Raw genomic sequence first — 17,115 nt, 5'->3', positions numbered from 1 at the left:
TCAGAGCTGCTGCACCCAGTACGGGACGACGTCCATCCAGCCGTTGGCGGCCGCGCCGTTGAGCCGGCCGGAGCTGCCCGTGCTGAGCGTGTACCAGGAGTCGACGTAGTCCGGGTCGTCGGTCCACCAACTGGCCGGCATCGCGTCGATGATCGCGTTGACCAGCGGGGTGTACGTTCCGTAGTCGACGACGGTCAACAGCGCCGTGATCAGCGCCTTGGCCAGGTCGCGGTAGTTGGTGTCGCCGTCGTCCTCCCACATCACCACGTCGGCCAGGTTGTACTTGTAGTTGTTGAAGTGGACCAGCAGCTGGTTCGGGTAGTAGGTCGTGCCGGCGTAGTCCAGGTAGGGCATCTCCACGATGCTGACCGTGGGTTTGCCGTCGAGCCCGAATCCGCCGACGACGTTGAAAATCTCGGCGGCGCCCTTGATCCACGGCTCCTGGTCGTCGTTGAGCCGGATGGCGGTGACCTTGGTGGCCCAGTAGCCGGACTGTGCGCTCAGCGTGGGGGTGACCCCGCTGAGGCCCTGGGCGGCGAGCTCCTGCCGGACCTGCGCCAGGCCGCGTCCCATCGCCTTCGCCACGTCGACCTCGACCACCAGCACCGGCCGCTCAGGGAGCCGGACCGGGTCCAGCAGGACCTGCCCGCCGGCCGGGTCGTGGCCGACCACGCCGGTCGGCGCGTCGTCGGTCGACGCCGCCGCCACGAGCGGGATCTCGCCCCGACCCAACGCCGCCGCCATGTCCCGATGACCGAGCCGCAGTCGCAGCACCGAGCCGGTGGCCGCGGGCAGGCCCTTCGCGGTGAGCACCGCCTGGTTGACCGTACGGGCGGCCCGGTCGGCGCCCGCGTCGAGTCGGGCCGTCAACAGGTCCACCGGCCCGGCGGCGACGGCCGGGACGACGCGGTGCCGGACGGTGGGGTCGGCGAGCGCGTCGGCCACCTCGCGGGCGAGCCGGTCGGTGGCCGAGAGGACGGGCGCGAGGACGGGTCGGGTGCTCGGCGGTGCGCCGTCCGGAGCGGCCTGGGCGGGTACTGCCGTGGCGATCAGGGTGGTCGCCGCCAGGCCCACGGACGATACGACGAGGCGGAGGGAACGTGTACGCATTCGGACTCCTCTGCAGTCGCGGCGCCGGCTCGTGACCGCGCCGCCGGCTTTGCCGAATGATCCCATCCAGACATAGGTTCTAGTCAATGGATTGTGACAATCGCGCCACAAACGGCCGGGGCCGCCGTCAACCGACGGCGGCCCCGGCACGTGATCCGGTGATCACCACTTGTCCCACGGGATGGTCCAGTCGCCCACGCCGTCGGAGAGCGCCATCTTGCGCGGGGTGTTGCGCACGTCGACCACGTCACCCAGCCGGAACGTGTCGTAGAACCAGCGGGCGTTGGCCGGGCCGACATTGATGCAGCCGTGCGAGGTGTTCTCGCTGCCCTGCGAACCGATGTTCCAGTCGGCCATGTGCACGAACTCGCCGGAGTACGAGATCCGCAGGCAGAGCTTGATGACCTCGTCGTAGTAGTTGGGGTCCTTCGGGTCGGTGACCCCGTAGCTGGCCGAGGTCATCCGGTGCGAGGGCTCCCGGGTCATCACCACGTGCGGCCCGGAGCGGGTCCAGTAGCTGATCACCTCGCCGTTCGCCCCGGTGGTGGTGCCGCCCTTGCCCATGCTGATCGGGATGTCGCGCACCATGCTGCCGTCGATGTAGACCTTCATCCGGTGGGTGCGGGCGTCGGCGATGGCGATGCGGGACGGGCCGATGGTGAAGTTCGTGCTGGCGTCGGTGCCGTAGACGTTCTTGCCGAGATCCTGCCCGAACAGGTTGATCTTCACCGAGATCTTCGTACCCGGGGTCCAGTACTTCGCCGGTCGCCAGTGCGCGTTCTGGCCGTCGATCCAGCGCCACCGTCCCTCGACGGCCGGCGTGGTCTCCACCAGCATCGACTTCTCCGCCTCGGTCCGGTTCTTCACCGGTCGGCTGAAGTTCACCATGACCGGCAGGCCGACCCCGTAGGTGCCGCCGTCCTTCAGGGCGGCCAGCTTGCTGGCCTGGAAGGTGACCGAGGCGACGCCGGACGGCTTGAGGGTGCGGAAGCTGCTCTCCTGCTCGGTCACCGTGCCGGCGGAGTCGGCAGCGGTCACGCTGACCTTGTAGGTCTTGTTGTAGGCCAGCTTGCCGGTCGACCGCCAGGACAGGCCGTCGTCGTCCAGCTTGCCGGCGACCGTCTTGCTCCCGGTGGTCACCGTGACCTCCTTGAGCGTGCCGGCCTCCACCGCCACCACGACCTGGTCGAGCGGCGAGACCTTCGTGGCGTCGGCGGCCGGTGTGACGGTCACCCGGACCCGCTCGCCCTCGGCCGCGGCGACGCTCTCGCCGCCCTCACCCGGCTGTGACCAGGTCGCGGCGGTCGACTTTCCTCGGCTGCACCCTGCGGTCGCCAGGCCGGCCGTCACACCCAGACCGGTGGCGATCAACTTTCGACGACTGATCATCGCGTTCCTCTCCGAGCGGAGAGTACTTGGCGACGGCCCGCCGCGGGAGCCCGGTGCCGCCTCCTGGACCGGCGATCGGAAATCCGACGGCTTCCGCCCGTCACCGGCGCCGGGCGAAATCGCCGCTCCGGCGCACCCGGACCAGTCGGTCGGCGAGCACCCCGGCGACCAGCAGGGCGGCGAGCACGCCGAGCGCCACGGCCGGCGGCAGCGCCCGCCCGAGCGGCAGCAGGAGCACGGCCAGCACGGCGAGGGCCACCTGGCCCGGGCGGACCGGCTGCCCGGTGAACCGGAGGAAGAGCAGGCGGCCGGCCAGGTAGAGCGCCGCACCGCCGTACAGGGCCACCGCGGCCGACCAGGTCAGCGAAGGTCCATCGCCGTGGTCCCCGGCGTGCGCCTCCGCGACGTGCGCGAGCACCTGCTCGACACCGACCGCGAAGTAGACCACTCCGGTGACCAGCAACAGGTGGGTCTGGCTGTAGGCGTCCGCGGCGATCCGGTCGCGTCGCCGCCCTGCCGCCCCGGCCAGGGCACGGGCGGCGGATGGCGAGGCGTACACGAAGTACAGCCACCACAGGCAGGCCGTCGCCACCAGGCCGACCAGGGCCATGCCGACGACCGGCGGCGCGGTCACCGCGGATGCGCCGCCCACCCCCGCGGCGCTCAGCGACTCACCGAGGGCGATGATCAGGACCAGGCCGTGCCGTTCGGCGAAGTAGCTCGCGCTGCGCAGCGGCCAGGCGCCGCGCCACGCGTACGAGAGGCGCTGCCCACCGGCCTCGATCACGAAGGCCACCACCCAGAGCACGGCGTGCGCCGCCCCGCTCAGCAGCGCGCCGAGCAGCAGCGGCAACCAGCCGGCGGCACTGACCGCCGCGAAGAACCGGATCCGAGCCCGGAGCCCGGGCACGCCGGCCGCCACCCAGTGGTACAGCGCCAGGTGGACCACCCGCAGCAGGACGTAGGCCAGCGCGACGAGCAGCGGCCCGTCCAGCCCTGGCCCGGGCGACCAGGCCTGGGGCATGGCCAGCGCCGCTACGAGCAGCGCCGCCATGGCCACCAGGAAGCCCGCGCGGACCAGGCCGACGTCGGCCCGCGTCTGGTTGCCCAACCAGGTGTACGACGACCAGGCCAGCCAGAGCAGCACGAGCAGGAGCAGCCCCTGCGCCATGGTCACCGGGGTGGGTGACCGCCCGATCAACGCCATGATCCGGGTGAGCGCGAACACGAACACCACGTCGAAGAAGATCTCGAACGGCGTCACCGTACGGTCCCCGGGCGCCGGAGCGGGAGGTCGCGGCCAGGCCGGACGACGCCCCGCACGGTCGCGCCCCATGTCGCCGCCCCTCCGCCGCCCGGCCGATCGTCCCTGCCGACGTTAGGTCCCCGACCGGGGGCGGTCCGCGGATTCGGCGAACCGAACGGCCGCCCGGGCGGGCCCGGCCCGCCCGGGCGACGACGCCGTCACCAGCGGTTTCGTGCCTCCTCCGCCCAACCGACGAGGCCGTCGAGGTCGACGCGTTCGCCGTCGTCGGCGCGCGCCCAGCCGGAGAAGTGACCGAAGCACTGGTGGGTCTCGTTGGCCAGCACGCCGAGGTTGGTGCGGGCGACGCGTTCGTGGAACGGATGGAACCGCGCGTCGACCCGGTCGCCGGTGATCCGCCACGGGCGGAGCCGGTCGGTGCGGTCGTAGCGCCAGGTCAGCTCGGCGCCGATCTTGTGCAGCCGCCCGTCCAGGAAGAGCCCGTTCTCGGTCGAACCGGTCCCGTCGGTCCACCGGCCGCCGAGCTGGATCGCCCGGCCCGGCCCGCTGCCGGCCGCCCAGTTCCAGCTGATCGCGTACGGCCACTTGCCGCGGCCGTGGTCCAGCACGGCGAACGACTCCTCCGCCGAGACCCGGTACGCCGTGCCGTCGACCCGCAGCGTGCCGCGCACCGGCCGGCCGACGTCCTTGACGGTGTACTGGAACCGGCGGGTGCTCCACGGCACCACGACGCCGAGCGACTCGTGGCCCGGCGGCAGCGGCGCCTCCAGGTCGACCTCGACGCCGGGCGCGGTGGCGCGGATGGTGCTGCCGCCCGGCCGCTGGTCGACGTCGATCGCGAGGCGGCCGCCGGTGGCCCGTACCTCGCCCGCACCACTGACCGCCGGGAACGCCGTGCCGCGCGCGAACGGGACCACCACCTCGGTGTCGGTCTCGACCCGGGTGCGGCGGTCGAGGACGTAGACGCTGTGCACACCCGCGTAGTCCAGCGACGACGCGACCAGACCGACGACGTGCGTCGGAGTCACGATTCCCCAGTACTCCCAGCGTTTGACCCGCCCCCAACCGCGCAGGTTCGCCCGGTGCAGCGGCCGGCGGCTCCAGCCCACCGCCGCCGGGTTCAGCCGCCCGTCCGGGAGGCACAGGTCGACCGGCTCGGTGATCTCCCGCTCGTGCGTCACCGCGGCAGGTTAACCGCCGACCGGACCGAGGCGGGCGACCGGCCGGGGCGACATCGGGCCCCGGGTCCGGCCGGCCGGTGGGGTCGGCTCAGCCCGCGGGCCGGCCGGGCAGGCCGGCCAGCCAGCGCTCCAGCGCCGCGGGTGACCGGAACAGCAGCACCGGCGGCTCGGACGGATCGGCCTGCCAGGACCGCATCCGCCGGCGGGCCCGGTTGAACGCGACGAGGTGCCACACCAGAATCGAGTCCCGGGAGAGCACACTGCCCAACGACTCGCGGTTGCCGTTGCAGATCTCCTCCCGCGTCACCAGGCGGCGCAGGGTGCGGCGCAACAGCCGACAGAACGAGCGCCAGCGCGGATAGTTTAGGCCGATCACCAGGTCGGCGCGGCCCAGCGGGACGTCCCGCCACCCGTGGTACGCCCCGTCGAGGATCCAGCGGTTCCGCCGGCAGATCTCCTCGATCCGGCCGCGCTGCCGCGCGACCGGCACCTCGACCCAACCGGGCAGCCAGAGCAGGTCGTCGACCGGATACCAGGGCAGCCCGAGGCGCTCGGCCAACCGCGCGGCCAGGGTGGACTTGCCGGCACCGTACACCCCGTAGATCAGGATGCGGGCGGGTGCGCTCACCCGCGGCAGCGTACGACGGCGCCGCCAGCGCAGCCGGGCCCACCTGGCCACCTTCGTCTTCGCGACGCACGCCGGCCACCCCGGCAGTTCGCCGAGGCCGTACCCGCGCGGTCCGCCGGCGCTGGCCTGCGTCGACGGGGTGCACGGCTTCGGCGCCGAGGCCCCGCGGCCGCGCCGGAGGCACCCGGCGGTCCCGCGCACACACCCGGTGGCTACCACTCCGTCGAGCACCGGTGGGCGCTGGCCACGGCGTTCGAGTTCCACCGGCCCCGAGCGAGTGGCCGCGCGGACCCGCGAACTGGCCGACCGGCTCACGGACGCCCTGGCCGGCGTCCGCGGCGTACGGCTCGTCACCCCGCGCTCGGCCGAACTCTCCGCCGGCATCGTCCGCTGCGACGTGGGTGACGTGCCGCTGGGCGATGCGGCGGTACGGGCGGTCCGCGCGCTGGTGTGAGCGCCCGCGGTCGGGGGCGGCGGAAATCCCGGTGCGAATGCGCCGCCCGGCCGGTTAGCTTCCGCGGATGAGCACGCACCGCCTGCAGTTCTACCGGGAGGCCGGCCAGTTCCTCGCCGTGGCGGGCGACCACCTGGCCGCCGACCCGGTGGTCAGCACGGTCGTGACCACCGTCGCGCACCGGCTGTCGGCCCGCCGCGACGAAGGGGCGGCGCAGGCGGACCGGGACTGGTGGCTGGTGGTCAGGGACGCCACCGGCGCGGTGGTCGGCGCCGGGATGCGCGCCGCGCCGTTCGCGCCGTACCCGCCGTACCTGCTGCCGATGCCGGACGACGCCGCGGTGGCCCTGGCCGCCGCGCTGCAGGAGCGCGGGGAGGAGGTGCTCGCGGTCAACGGCGCCCTCCCCGCCGCCGAGCTGTGCGCGGCCGAGCTGGCCCGGCTCGGCGGTGGCCGGGTCTCGGTCGGCCAGCACACCCGCCTGCACGAGCTCGGCGAGCTGGTCCCGCCGACGCCGGTGCCCGGCCGCCTGGTGGTCGCCACCGAGGACGACCTGGCGCTGGCGACGGAGTGGTTCGCCGCGTTCATGGGCGACGCCGACGAGCAGGCGGGCCGACCGCGCGGCGCCAGCGCCCACGAGGTGCCGGACCGGGCGGACATCCTGCGCCGGATCCGCACCGGACGGGTGTGGTTCTGGATCGACGAGGCCGGGCGGCCGGTGCACCTCACCGCCGCCAACCCCCCGTCGTTCGGGGTGGCGCGGGTTGGCCCGGTGTACACCCCACCGGCCCAGCGCGGACGCGGCTGGGCCAGCAACGCGGTCGCGGAGGTGTCCCGGCGGATCCGGGCCGAGGGCGCACGGGCGTGCCTCTTCACCGACCAGGCGAACCCGACCTCCAACAAGATCTACGCCGCGCTCGGCTACCGTCCGGTGGTCGACATGGCCAACCTCGTCATCCTCCGCTGAGCTGGCGCTCCGGCAAGGTCGCCGCCCGCCGGGTGGACGGGCCGGATACGGTACCCGCGGCGTGGGTCGCCCCGCGCCGGGGTGTCGAGCGGCGGGAGGGTCGGAATGCGCCTGCACGTGGGGTGCGCGATGTGGACGCACAGGTCGTGGCAGGGACGCTTCCTGGCGCACCCGCTGCCGGCCCACGAGCGGCTGCGCGCGTACGCCGGCTGGTGCACCGCAGTCGAGGGGAACACCACCTTCTACGCGACCCCGGCCCGAGAAACGGTGGCGTCGTGGGCCGCGCAGACCGACCCGGACTTCCGGTTCGTGCTCAAGCTGCCGAAGGTCGTCACGCACGAACGCCGGCTCACCGGCGCCGATGAGGAGCTGCAGGTCTTCCTCGACGCGATCGAGCCGCTCGGCCCCCGGGCCCACGCCCTCTGGATCCAGCTGCCGGGTTCGTTCGGACCCGCCGACGTAGCCACGCTCGCCCGCTTCCTGCGTGGGCTGCCGGCCGCCCACCGGTACGCCGTGGAGGTCCGCCACCCGGCGTTCTTCGACGACCCGAGGCAGGTGCGCGCGTTGGAGGAGGCGCTCGCCCCGGTCGGCGCGGAGTGGATTCCCTTCGACACCACCGCATTCTTCCGCACCCCGCCGACCAGCGACGCGGAGCGGGAGGCGTGGCTCAAGAAGCCGCGCACGCCGCTGCGGGCCCGGGCGCTGACCGACCGGCCGATCGTCCGGTACCTCGGCCGGGACGACCCCGCGCGGACCGTCGAGGGCTGGCAGCCGTGGCTCGACGTGGTGACCGGCTGGCTGCGCGAGGGCCGGTCACCGACCGTCTTCGTGCACACCCCGGACAACGCCGACGCGCCCGAGCTCGCCCGCCGGTTCCACGACGAGGTCCGGGCGCGCCGGACCGAGGTCGAGCCGCTGCCCGAGCCGGCGCCGGTCGGGCCCTCGACGCTGTTCTGACCGGGCCCGGGACGCCCCCCGCGCCGTTCAGCCGGCCGGTTGGCGGAGGCGGGCAGGCCGGGAATCCTCTCCCGGCGGGTCGGGCCGTCCGGGGTCGGGCAGCACCTCCGCCAGCCACCGCAGCTGGCGCCGGACGTGCACGGCCTCCCCCGTCGCCGCCTACGGACGGCTGCTGGCCGCCTGCGGCGTCAACGCGATCGCGATCAACAACGTCAACGTGCACGCCACCGAGATGCGGCTGTTGACGGACCGGTTGGACGACGTGGCGGCGATCGCGGACGTGCTGCGGCCGTACGGGATCCGGGTGCACCTGTCGATCGGCTTCGCCGCGCCCCTCGCGGTCGGCGGGCTGCCGACCGCCGACCCGCTGGATCCCCGGGTGCGCGACTGGTGGGCCCGGGCCACCCGCCGGGTGTACGAGGCGGTGCCGGACTTCGGCGGCTACCTGGTGAAGGCCGACTCGGAGGGGCAGCCCGGGCCCTTCGGGTACGGGCGCAGCCACGCGGACGGCGCGAACGTGATCGCGGAGGCGCTGGCCCCGTTCGGGGGACTGGCTGCACTGGCGGGCCTTCGTCTACAACCACCGTCAGGACTGGCGGGACCGGTCGACCGACCGGGCGCGCGCCGCCCACGACCATTTCGTCCCGCTGGACGGCCGGTTCCATGACAACGTGATCGTGCAGGTGAAGTACGGCCCGATGGACTTCCAGCCACGGGAGCCGGTCTCCCCGCTGATCGCGGCGATGCCCGCCACCCGGCTGGCGGTGGAGTTCCAGGTGACCCAGGAGTACACGGGCCAGCAGCGGCACGTGTGCTACCTGGCCCCGTGGTGGAGCGAGGTGCTGCGATTCCCGCCGTGGGGCGCCGACGGCGCCACCGTCGCCACGGTCGCCGCCGGTGGGGGCGGCCTGGTCGCCGTATCGAACGTGGGCGACGATGGGTACTGGACCGGGCACCCGCTCGCGCAGGCGAACCTGTACGCGTTCGGCCGGCTGGCCTGGGACCCGGGACTGGACCCGGTGGCGCTGCTCGACGAGTGGATCGCGCTGACCTTTCCGCCCGACGGCACCGGGGACGACCTGGTGCGCAAGACGCTGCACGAGATTATGGACGGTTCCTGGCGCACCTACGAGCGGTACACCGCACCGCTGGGGGTCGGCTTCATGGTCCGTCCGGGGCACCACTACGGCCCCGACGTGGACGGGTACGAGTACACCCCGTGGGGCACGTACCACTTCGCCGACCGGGACGGCGTCGGCGTGGACCGCAGCCGGGCGTCGGGTACCGGCTTCACCGGCCAGTACCCGTCGCCGTGGCGCGAGGTGTACGAGTCGGTCGAGCGGTGCCCGGACGAGTTGCTGCTGTTCTTCCACCACGTGCCGTACGGGCACGTGCTGCACAGCGGCGCGACGGTGATCCAGCACATCTACGACACCCACTTCGCCGGGGTGGAGCAGGTCGTCGCGATGCGGCGCCGGTGGGAGTCGGTCGCCGGCCGGGTGGATCCGGCGCTGCACGCCCGGGTGCGGGAGCGCCTCGACGAGCAGGTCCGCTGCGCCGAGGAGTGGCGGGACCAGGTCAACGCCTACTTCCACCGCAAGTCGGGGGTGGCGGACGCGCACGGGCGGCACATCCCCTGAGCACCCACCGCGGGGCCGCCGGCTACCGGTCCCGGGGTGGGCGGGCGCTGTCCCGGACGACGAGTTCGGTGGCGAGTTCGATCCGCCGGCTCTCCACCGGCTCGCCCTGCGCCAACCGCAGCACGGTGCGGGCGGCCAGCATGCCCATCTCGGCCAGCGGCTGGCGCACGGTGGTCAGTGGCGGCGAGCACCAGCGGACCTCGGGCAGGTCGTCGAAACCGACCACGCTGACGTCGTCGCCGACGCGCAGCCCGCGCCGGCGTACGGCCTCGTAGACGCCGAGGGCCATCTGGTCGCAGCCGGCGAAGATCGCGGTCGGCGGATCGGCCAGGCCCAGCAGGCGGGTGCCGGCCGCGAATCCGGACTCGTGGTAGAAGTCGCCCTGGTGGACGAGGGCGTCGTCGACGGGCAGGCCGGCGGCGTCCAGCGCGGCCCGGTAGCCGTCCATGCGGGCCCGGCTGCACATCAGGTGGGGCGGGCCGGAGATGAACCCGATCCGCCGGTGACCGAGGCCGAGCAGGTATTCCGTGGCGCGCAGCCCACCCTCCCAGTTGGCGGCGCCGATGGTAGAGGTGTCCGGCTGCGGGACCCCGTCGGCGTCGACGAGGACGACCGGGATGTTGAGGCGGCGCAGCCCGGCCCGCAACGGCGACACCACCATCGAGTTGACGAAGATGACCCCCTCGGTGCCCCGCTGGCGCAGCCCGTCGAGCCACTCCCGGGCCGAGGAGGAGCGGCGGTGGATGGCCGACACGACGGCCCCGACCCCGGCCGCGTGGGCCACGTCCTCCACCCCGCGAATGATCTCGACGGCCCACGGGCTGTCCAGGTCGTTGAAGACCAGGTCGATCAGGCCCGAGCTGGCCCGCGCGGGCGCCGCCCGGCGGCGGTAGCCGTGGCGGGTGAGCAGCTCCTCGACCCGTTCCCGGGTGTGGACGGCCACGTCGGAGCGGCCGTTGACGACCCGGGAGACCGTCGGTACGGACACCCCGGCCAGGTCGGCGATCGCGGCGATGGTGACCTTGCGGGTGTTGTTCACCGTCACAGGAAGCTCCTCCGAGGTCCGGTCGCGGCGGCTCCGCGTCGCCCGGGCCGCTGCGCCGCGGGCGTCCGGCGACTGAATTTCAGCCTAGCCGTGAAAGTTTCAGGCGCCTGCCGGGACCTGTTACCGGAGAATTCCGGAGCGAACTTCCGCGGCGCTCAGCCGCCCAGCGGCGCGGCGCTGTCGCGGATGACGAGTTCGGTGGCGAGTTCGATCCGAGGGCTCTCGACGCGCTCGCCCTGGGCCAGGCGCAGCACCGTGCGGGCGGCCAGCATGCCCATCTCGGACAGTGGCTGACGCACGGTGGTCAGCGGCGGCGAGCACCAGCGGACCTCGGGCAGGTCGTCGAAACCGACGACGCTGATGTCGTCGGGCACGCGCAGCCCACGCCGGCGTACGGCCTCGTAGACGCCGAGGGCCATCTGGTCGCTGGAGGCGAAGATGGCGGTGGGCGGGTCGGGCAGGCCGAGCAGGTGACTGCCACCGGCGAAGCCGGCCTCGTGGTAGAAGTTGCCCGAGTAGATCAGTTTGTCATCGGCGGACAGCCCGGCGGTCTCCAGCGCGGCCCGGTAGCCGTCGAGACGGGCCCGGCTGCACATCAGCTGCGGCGGTCCGGCGATGAAACCGATCCGCCGGTGGCTCAGACCGAGCAGGTACTCCGTGGCGCGCAGGCTGCCGGCCCAGTTAGTCGCGCCGATGGTCGGCGCCTCCTGCGGCGGCACGCCGGCCGGATCGACGATGACCACCGGGATGTTGAGGCGGCGCAGTTCGGCCTGCAACGGTGGCTCCAGGGTGGAGGTCACGAAAATGACCCCCTCGGTGGAGCGGGTACGCATGTTGTCCAGCCACTGCTTGGCCGAGGAGCTGCGGCGGTGGATCGCCGAGACGACGGTGCCGGTGCCGGCCGCGTGGGCGACGTCCTCGACGCCGCGGATGATCTCGACCGCCCACGGGCTGTCCAGGTCGTTGAAGACCAGGTCGATCAGGCCGGAGCTGGTCCGCATGCTCGGCGGACGGCGGCGGTAGCCGTGCCGGGTGAGCAGCCCCTCGACCCGTTCCCGGGTCTGCGGGGAGACGTCTGCGCGACCGTTGATGACCCGGGAGACCGTGGGCACGGACACACCGGCCAGCCGGGCGATCTCCGCGATGGTGACTTTCCGCGTGTCATCCGAGGCCACGGGACGCCCTTTCGTCATCGTCGGAGCTTAGCTACGGATCTCCGGCACGGCCGCCCGACCGCCGGGCCGCCGCGCCGGAGTCCGTCCCCGCCCACCCGGGGTCCTGGGGGCGCGACCGGTCGCCCAGCCCTCGACGCTGCCCGCCCGGCCGGCGACGAGCCGGCCGTTCGGCCACGGCGTGGCAACCCGGGGCCGGCACCGCGGACAGCCGGCGACGGGGTCGGGGTCGGTGATCGCGTCCGCGGCGCCGTTCACCGCCAGCAGCACCGCGCCGGTCGCGGCGGCCGTGCGCTGGTTGCCGACCTCCATCAGCGGTGCCATCCCTTCGCGGACGGGCGAGGCGCCCGGATGCGGTACCGGTGGGTGGATTCGCGAAACTGCATCCGGAACTTTCATCGACATGCCGGTATTTTCGAAGTGATGGCGGGCACGTTACGACGTGGCACCTTCGGGGTCAAGGCTCTGTCCTGACTCGACTGGAACCGTTACGGTAGGGCGCGACTTCTGAAACTTCCGGCGGAGAACTTCCGGAAATTTGGTGGATGACGACCCCAGAGGAGCCGTACATGTCGACCGAGATCGCAGACGTGGCCACCACCGCCCGGTCGATCCGCAATCCAGTGCTCACCGGGTTCCACCCGGATCCCTCCATCCTGCGGGTCGGTGACGACTACTACCTGGCCACCTCGACCTTCGAGTGGTACCCGGGCGTCCGCGTCCACCACTCCCGCGACCTCGTCCACTGGCGAGCGCTGGGCGGGATCGTCACCGACCGTCGACTACTCGACCTGCGCGGCTGCGGGGACTCCAACGGTGTGTGGGCGCCGGACCTGACCTACCACGACGGGCTGTTCCACCTGGTCTACAGCGACGTCGCGAGCTTCGCCAGCGGCTACTGGGACCCGCAGAACTACCTGGTCAGCGCCCCGGACATCAGCGGACCGTGGTCGGACCCGGTCAAGCTGCACTCGCACGGCTTCGACGCCTCGCTGTTCCACGACTCCGACGGCAGCACCTGGCTGCTGAGCATGAGCGCGGACTGGCGGCCGGGCCGGGACCGCTTCGGCGGCATAGAGATCCAGCGCTACGACCGCGAGCGGCAGCGGCTGGTCGGCGAGGCTCGGATCATCTTCCACGGCACCGCGGTCGGGCTGACCGAGGGGCCGCACCTGTACCGGCGGGACGGCTGGTACTGGCTGGTCACGGCCGAAGGCGGCACCAGCTGGGAGCACCAGGTCACCGTCGCCCGCTCACGCCACCTGCACGGCCCCTACCTGGCCGATCCACACGGCCCGCTGCTCACCTCCGCGGGCCGCCCGGACCTGCGGCTGCAGAAGGCCGGCCACGGCTGCCTGGCGAACACCCAGCACGGCGACTGGTACCTGGCCCACCTCGTGGCACGTCCCTACTCGCCGCGAGGCAACTGCGTGCTCGGCCGGGAGACGGCGATCCAGCAGGTCGACTGGCCCGCCGGGCAGTGGCCACGGATCCCTGGCGGCGTACCGGCCGACACCATCCCCGCGCCGGCCCTGCCCGCGCACCCGTGGCCGGACGAGCCCGCCACCGACCACTTCGACGCCCCCCGGCTGGCCCCCTGCTGGTCGACCCTGCGCCGCCCGGAGAGCCCGGACTGGCTGGACCTCCGGACGCGTCCGTCGCACCTGCGGATCCACGGCGGACAGTCGCCGGTCGGCAAGCAGACCCCCAGCCTGGTCGGCCGGCGGGTGGGCGCCGAGCGGTGCGCGCTGGAGACGGTGGTCGAGTTCGACCCGGTCGACCACCGGCATCTGGCCGGGATCACCACCTACTACAACACCCTCAACTGGCACTACCTCTACCTGACCCGCTCCGACGACGGGCGGGCGGTGCTGGAGCTGCTCAGCTGCGATCAGGGGCGGCGGACGGCCCACCCGGACCTCACCGTCGACGTCGCCGACGCGGTCCGGGTCGGACTGCGCGCGCGGTTCGACGGGCCGGTGGTGCGCTTCGACTACGACCTCGGCGCCGGCTGGCAGGAACTGCCGGCGGACCTGGACGCGACGATCCTGTCCGACGAGCACGCCGCGCTCATCATCGACGGCGAGCCGGCCGCCTGGGGCTTCACCGGCGCCTTCCTCGGCCTGTGGGTGCAGGACCTGGGCGGTGACGGCGTCTACGCCGACTTCGACCACGCCGGCTACCAGGAGGACTGACCGGGCTCCGCGCCGCCGATTCACCGGTTGACGGGCGGCATCGACCTCCGTAATGTTCCGGACAACTTACGGAAACATGTTCGGAAGTTTCGGAGCCGGTAGGCGGCCGACCGACGCGCATCCGGCCGGTCCGCGCCTGCTGCGTCACCCGCATCAGCCCGTCATCACGCCGTCGACCCCGGTCGACCCCGCCTTCCGGAAGGAACCCCATGAAGCTGAGACGCTGGATCACGGCCGGCGCGGTCGCGACTCTCGCCGCGCTCAACGTCACCCCCGCCACTGCGGGCCGCCCGTACGACCCCGCCGCGCAGAGCCTGCGCGACCTGGCCATGCGCCACGGCCTGTACGTGGGCACCGCGGTCGACCTGGCCGCCCTCAACGACGCCACGGACCCGCGCTACCGAGAACTCGCCGCATCCGAGTTCTCCACCGTCACCGCGGAGAACGCGATGAAGTGGGAGAGCCTGGAGCCCACCCGCGGCACCTACAACTGGGGGCCGGCCGACGAACTCGTCGCCTTCGCCCACCAGCACCACCAGCGGGTCCGTGGGCACGTGCTGGTCTGGCACAACCAGCTGCCGTCCTGGCTGACCAGCGGGGTCGAGGACGGCTCGATCAGCACCGCGGAGCTGCGCCAGATCCTGCACGACCACATCACCGCCGTGGTCACCCACTTCAAGGGCAGCATCTGGCAGTGGGACGTCGTCAACGAGGCGGTCAGCGACCCGTGGGACACCCCGTCCACCCTGCACTACAAGGGCTTCTGGGCGCAGCACCTGGGGCCCGGCTACATCGCTGACGCGTTCCGCTGGGCGCGCGCGGCCGACCCGAAGGCGCTGCTGTTCTACAACGACTACAACATCGAGGCCCTCGGCTCCGGCGACCCGGCGAACGACAAGACCCAGTTCGTCTACGAGATGGCCCGCGACCTGCGGGCCGCGGGCGTGCCGATCGACGGCATCGGCAGCCAGGGCCACCTGGGCACCCAGTACGGCAACTACGACACCTTCCAGGTCGCCACGGCGCTGAAGAAGTTCGCGGGGCTGGGCCTGGCGACCGCGTTCACCGAGGTCGACGTGCGCAGCCAGCTCACCGACGGCGTCCAGGCGGGTGACTCCGCCGAGATCAACCCGCGACTGCAGGCGTCGGCGGCGAACTTCGGCGTGCTGCTGCGGGCCTGCCTGGCCGAGTCGCACTGCCTGTCGTTCACCCTCTGGGGCTTCACCGACAAGCACTCCTGGGTGCCCGGCTGGTTCAAGAACCCGCCGGAGGGGATGGCCACCGTGTACGACGAGAACTACCAGCCCAAGCGGGCGTACCAGGAGATGAAGGCCGACCTGATCTACTCCGGGCCGCCCTTCGTGCTGCCTCGCGTGCCGCAGCAGCCGCGCCGGTAGGCGCCCTTCCCGACGGCGGCGGGGCCGGTCCACGGACCGGTCCCGCCGCCGGTCATCGCACCGAAGCCCGCCCACCCCCGGCCGGCCCGGCGGCGGCACCACCGCTGGACCCCGTTGTGCATCGACGAAGGTTCCGGTAATTTTTCGAGACATCGGCTTCGATCGACCCATGGTGGAGCGGGAGACCATCCCGATCCGCGCGGTCTCCGGGCGACCGCGCAGCGAGCCGACCACCGTGGCGGGCAGTCGTCGAAGCGGGCCTCCCCCTCCACTACAGCTATGGAAAGGCTTCGTGATGGACAAGGTGCTCGCCCGCGGCAGCGGGAGCCCGACAGCCCGGCCGCGACCGCGTGCCGCCCTACTGTCGGCGCTGGCCGGCGTCGCGATGATCGCGACGACGGTGGTCGTCGCCACCAGCGCCAGCGCCGGGACCACCCTGGGTGCCTCGGCGGCGGAGAAGGGCCGCTACTTCGGCACCGCGGTGGCCGCGTACAAGCTGTCCGACAGCCAGTACGTCGGCATCCTGAACCGCGAGTTCAACATGGTCACCCCCGAGAACGAGATGAAGTGGGACGCCACCGAGCCGTCCCAGGGGCAGTTCACCTTCACCAACGCCGACCGGATCGTCAGTCACGCGCAGGCCAACGGGATGCGGGTCCGCGGGCACGCCCTGGCCTGGCACTCGCAGCAACCCGGCTGGGCGCAGAACCTGTCCGGCTCGGCGCTGCGCCAGGCGATGATCAACCACATCACCCAGGTCGCGACGTACTACAAGGGCAAGATCTACGCCTGGGACGTGGTGAACGAGGCGTTCGCCGACGGCGGCAGCGGCGCCCGCCGCGACTCCAACCTCCAGCGCACCGGCAACGACTGGATCGAGGTGGCCTTCCGCACCGCCCGGGCCGCCGACCCCGGCGCCAAGCTCTGCTACAACGACTACAACACCGACGGGCAGAACGCGAAGTCCAACGCCGTGTACGCGATGGTGCAGGACTTCAAGTCCCGGGGCGTGCCGATCGACTGCGTCGGCTTCCAGTCCCACTTCAACAGCGCCTCGCCGGTGCCCAGCGACTACCAGGCCAACCTGCAGCGCTTCGCCAACCTGGGCGTCGACGTGCAGATCACCGAGCTGGACATCGAGGGCTCCGGGACCACGCAGGCCGACAACTACGGCCGGGTCGTCCGCGCCTGCCTCGCGGTGCCCCGCTGCACCGGGATCACCGTCTGGGGCATCCGGGACAGCGACTCCTGGCGGGCCAGTGGCACCCCGCTGCTGTTCGACAACAACGGCAACAAGAAGCCGGCGTACACGGCGGTGCTGGACGCGCTGAACGCGGGCGGCAGCACGCCGCCGCCCACCACCACCCCACCGCCGACCACCGCTCCCCCGACCACCACCCCGCCGACCACCACCCCGCCGACCTCGGGCAACGGCTGCACCGCGTCCCTCACGCTCAACCAGTGGCCGGGCGGCTTCGTCACCACCGTCCGCGTCACCGCCGGCGCCGCCGGCACCAACGGCTGGACCGTCGGGCTCACGCTCCCTCCGGGCGCCACGATCACCAACACCTGGAGCGCCCAGCCCAGTGCCACCAGCGGCACGGTGACCTTCCGCAACGTCGACTACAACGGCAAACTCGCCCCCGACACCACCACCGAGTTCGGCTTCCAGGGCGTCGGCACCGGCCCGTCCGGCACCGCCACCTGCAGCGCGAGCTG

At 72.7% G+C, this 17,115-nt stretch carries 16 protein-coding genes; 8 read left to right on the top strand and 8 right to left on the bottom strand.

Features of this window, described 5'->3' with window-relative positions; all coding sequences use genetic code 11:
• The 5 genes from ACL02O_RS29725 to ACL02O_RS29705 all read right to left on the bottom strand — a co-directional run bounded on the left by ACL02O_RS29725 (position 1) and on the right by ACL02O_RS29705 (position 5,572).
• Positions 1-1,110: a DUF3103 family protein gene (locus ACL02O_RS29725; protein WP_412821489.1), complete on the bottom strand. Its 1,110-nt coding sequence runs from the start codon at positions 1,108-1,110 to the stop codon at positions 1-3.
• Positions 1,111-1,272: 162 nt separating this feature from the next.
• Positions 1,273-2,499: a L,D-transpeptidase gene (locus tag ACL02O_RS29720; RefSeq protein ID WP_412821488.1), complete on the bottom strand. Its 1,227-nt coding sequence runs from the start codon at positions 2,497-2,499 to the stop codon at positions 1,273-1,275.
• A 100-nt stretch (positions 2,500-2,599) separates the two neighbouring features.
• Complete coding sequence (locus ACL02O_RS29715; RefSeq protein ID WP_412821487.1) at positions 2,600-3,763, bottom strand: low temperature requirement protein A; 1,164 nt, start codon at positions 3,761-3,763, stop codon at positions 2,600-2,602.
• A gap of 200 nt (positions 3,764-3,963) precedes the next feature.
• The gene (locus ACL02O_RS29710) at positions 3,964-4,944 is read right to left on the bottom strand and encodes a DUF2804 domain-containing protein (RefSeq protein WP_412821486.1); all 981 of its coding nucleotides are present in this window, start codon (positions 4,942-4,944) and stop codon (positions 3,964-3,966) included.
• 88 nt (positions 4,945-5,032) lie between these two features.
• Positions 5,033-5,572, bottom strand: coding sequence for a P-loop NTPase family protein (locus ACL02O_RS29705; protein ID WP_412821485.1), 540 nt, complete (start codon positions 5,570-5,572; stop codon positions 5,033-5,035).
• On the opposite strand from ACL02O_RS29705, the gene ACL02O_RS29700 reads away from it, so the two are divergent.
• From ACL02O_RS29700 to ACL02O_RS29680, 5 genes are all read left to right on the top strand, one after another.
• A complete protein-coding gene (locus ACL02O_RS29700; protein WP_412821484.1) occupies positions 5,553-6,026 on the top strand; it encodes a hypothetical protein in 474 nt (157 codons plus the stop codon). The genes ACL02O_RS29705 and ACL02O_RS29700 overlap by 20 nt on opposite strands.
• Before the next feature lie 67 nt (positions 6,027-6,093).
• A complete protein-coding gene (locus ACL02O_RS29695) occupies positions 6,094-6,990 on the top strand; it encodes a GNAT family N-acetyltransferase (RefSeq protein WP_412821483.1) in 897 nt (298 codons plus the stop codon).
• Positions 6,991-7,119: 129 nt separating this feature from the next.
• Positions 7,120-7,947: a DUF72 domain-containing protein gene (locus ACL02O_RS29690; protein ID WP_412821482.1), complete on the top strand. Its 828-nt coding sequence runs from the start codon at positions 7,120-7,122 to the stop codon at positions 7,945-7,947.
• 169 nt (positions 7,948-8,116) lie between these two features.
• A complete protein-coding gene (locus ACL02O_RS29685) occupies positions 8,117-8,614 on the top strand; it encodes a hypothetical protein (RefSeq protein ID WP_412821491.1) in 498 nt (165 codons plus the stop codon).
• On the top strand, positions 8,502-9,587 hold the full coding sequence (locus ACL02O_RS29680; RefSeq protein ID WP_412821490.1) for a hypothetical protein: 1,086 nt from the start codon (positions 8,502-8,504) through the stop codon (positions 9,585-9,587). Before ACL02O_RS29685 ends, ACL02O_RS29680 begins: the two co-directional genes overlap by 113 nt.
• A 22-nt stretch (positions 9,588-9,609) precedes the next feature.
• Here ACL02O_RS29680 and ACL02O_RS29675 read toward each other — a convergent pair whose 3' ends face one another.
• The 3 genes from ACL02O_RS29675 to ACL02O_RS29665 all read right to left on the bottom strand — a co-directional run bounded on the left by ACL02O_RS29675 (position 9,610) and on the right by ACL02O_RS29665 (position 12,116).
• Positions 9,610-10,632: a LacI family DNA-binding transcriptional regulator gene (locus ACL02O_RS29675; RefSeq protein WP_412821481.1), complete on the bottom strand. Its 1,023-nt coding sequence runs from the start codon at positions 10,630-10,632 to the stop codon at positions 9,610-9,612.
• Between the two features lie 155 nt (positions 10,633-10,787).
• A complete protein-coding gene (locus tag ACL02O_RS29670; RefSeq protein WP_412821480.1) occupies positions 10,788-11,825 on the bottom strand; it encodes a LacI family DNA-binding transcriptional regulator in 1,038 nt (345 codons plus the stop codon).
• A 9-nt stretch (positions 11,826-11,834) separates the two neighbouring features.
• Complete coding sequence (locus ACL02O_RS29665) at positions 11,835-12,116, bottom strand: hypothetical protein (RefSeq protein ID WP_412821479.1); 282 nt, start codon at positions 12,114-12,116, stop codon at positions 11,835-11,837.
• Between the two features lie 257 nt (positions 12,117-12,373).
• Between ACL02O_RS29665 and ACL02O_RS29660 the strand changes: the two genes are divergently transcribed.
• The 3 genes from ACL02O_RS29660 to ACL02O_RS29650 all read left to right on the top strand — a co-directional run.
• Entirely contained in the window at positions 12,374-13,999 is a 1,626-nt protein-coding gene (locus tag ACL02O_RS29660) for a glycoside hydrolase family 43 protein (RefSeq protein WP_412821478.1), read from the top strand.
• Between the two features lie 209 nt (positions 14,000-14,208).
• Positions 14,209-15,396: an endo-1,4-beta-xylanase gene (locus tag ACL02O_RS29655; protein ID WP_412821477.1), complete on the top strand. Its 1,188-nt coding sequence runs from the start codon at positions 14,209-14,211 to the stop codon at positions 15,394-15,396.
• A gap of 295 nt (positions 15,397-15,691) precedes the next feature.
• On the top strand, positions 15,692-17,115 hold a 1,424-nt coding region (locus ACL02O_RS29650), incomplete at its 3' end, for an endo-1,4-beta-xylanase (protein ID WP_412821476.1).

It is taken from the genome of Micromonospora mangrovicola (assembly GCF_047200535.1).
In the GTDB taxonomy this organism is placed as follows: Bacteria; Actinomycetota; Actinomycetes; order Mycobacteriales; family Micromonosporaceae; genus Micromonospora.
The sequence above is the reverse complement of the archived record's forward strand: the minus strand, read 5'-3'. Positions and strand labels throughout refer to the sequence as shown.

Excerpts from the sequence above, each read along its gene's own strand:
- ACL02O_RS29725 (WP_412821489.1), bottom strand. The coding sequence starts at position 1,110 with ATGCGTACACGTTCCCTCCGCCTCGTCGTATCGTCCGTGGGCCTGGCG.
- ACL02O_RS29720 (WP_412821488.1), bottom strand. The coding sequence starts at position 2,499 with ATGATCAGTCGTCGAAAGTTGATCGCCACCGGTCTGGGTGTGACGGCC.
- ACL02O_RS29700 (WP_412821484.1), top strand. The coding sequence starts at position 5,553 with ATGCGGGCGGGTGCGCTCACCCGCGGCAGCGTACGACGGCGCCGCCAG.
- ACL02O_RS29695 (WP_412821483.1), top strand. The coding sequence starts at position 6,094 with ATGAGCACGCACCGCCTGCAGTTCTACCGGGAGGCCGGCCAGTTCCTC.
- ACL02O_RS29690 (WP_412821482.1), top strand. The coding sequence starts at position 7,120 with ATGTGGACGCACAGGTCGTGGCAGGGACGCTTCCTGGCGCACCCGCTG.
- ACL02O_RS29670 (WP_412821480.1), bottom strand. The coding sequence starts at position 11,825 with ATGACGAAAGGGCGTCCCGTGGCCTCGGATGACACGCGGAAAGTCACC.
- ACL02O_RS29665 (WP_412821479.1), bottom strand. The coding sequence starts at position 12,116 with ATGGAGGTCGGCAACCAGCGCACGGCCGCCGCGACCGGCGCGGTGCTG.
- ACL02O_RS29660 (WP_412821478.1), top strand. The coding sequence starts at position 12,374 with ATGTCGACCGAGATCGCAGACGTGGCCACCACCGCCCGGTCGATCCGC.
- ACL02O_RS29655 (WP_412821477.1), top strand. The coding sequence starts at position 14,209 with ATGAAGCTGAGACGCTGGATCACGGCCGGCGCGGTCGCGACTCTCGCC.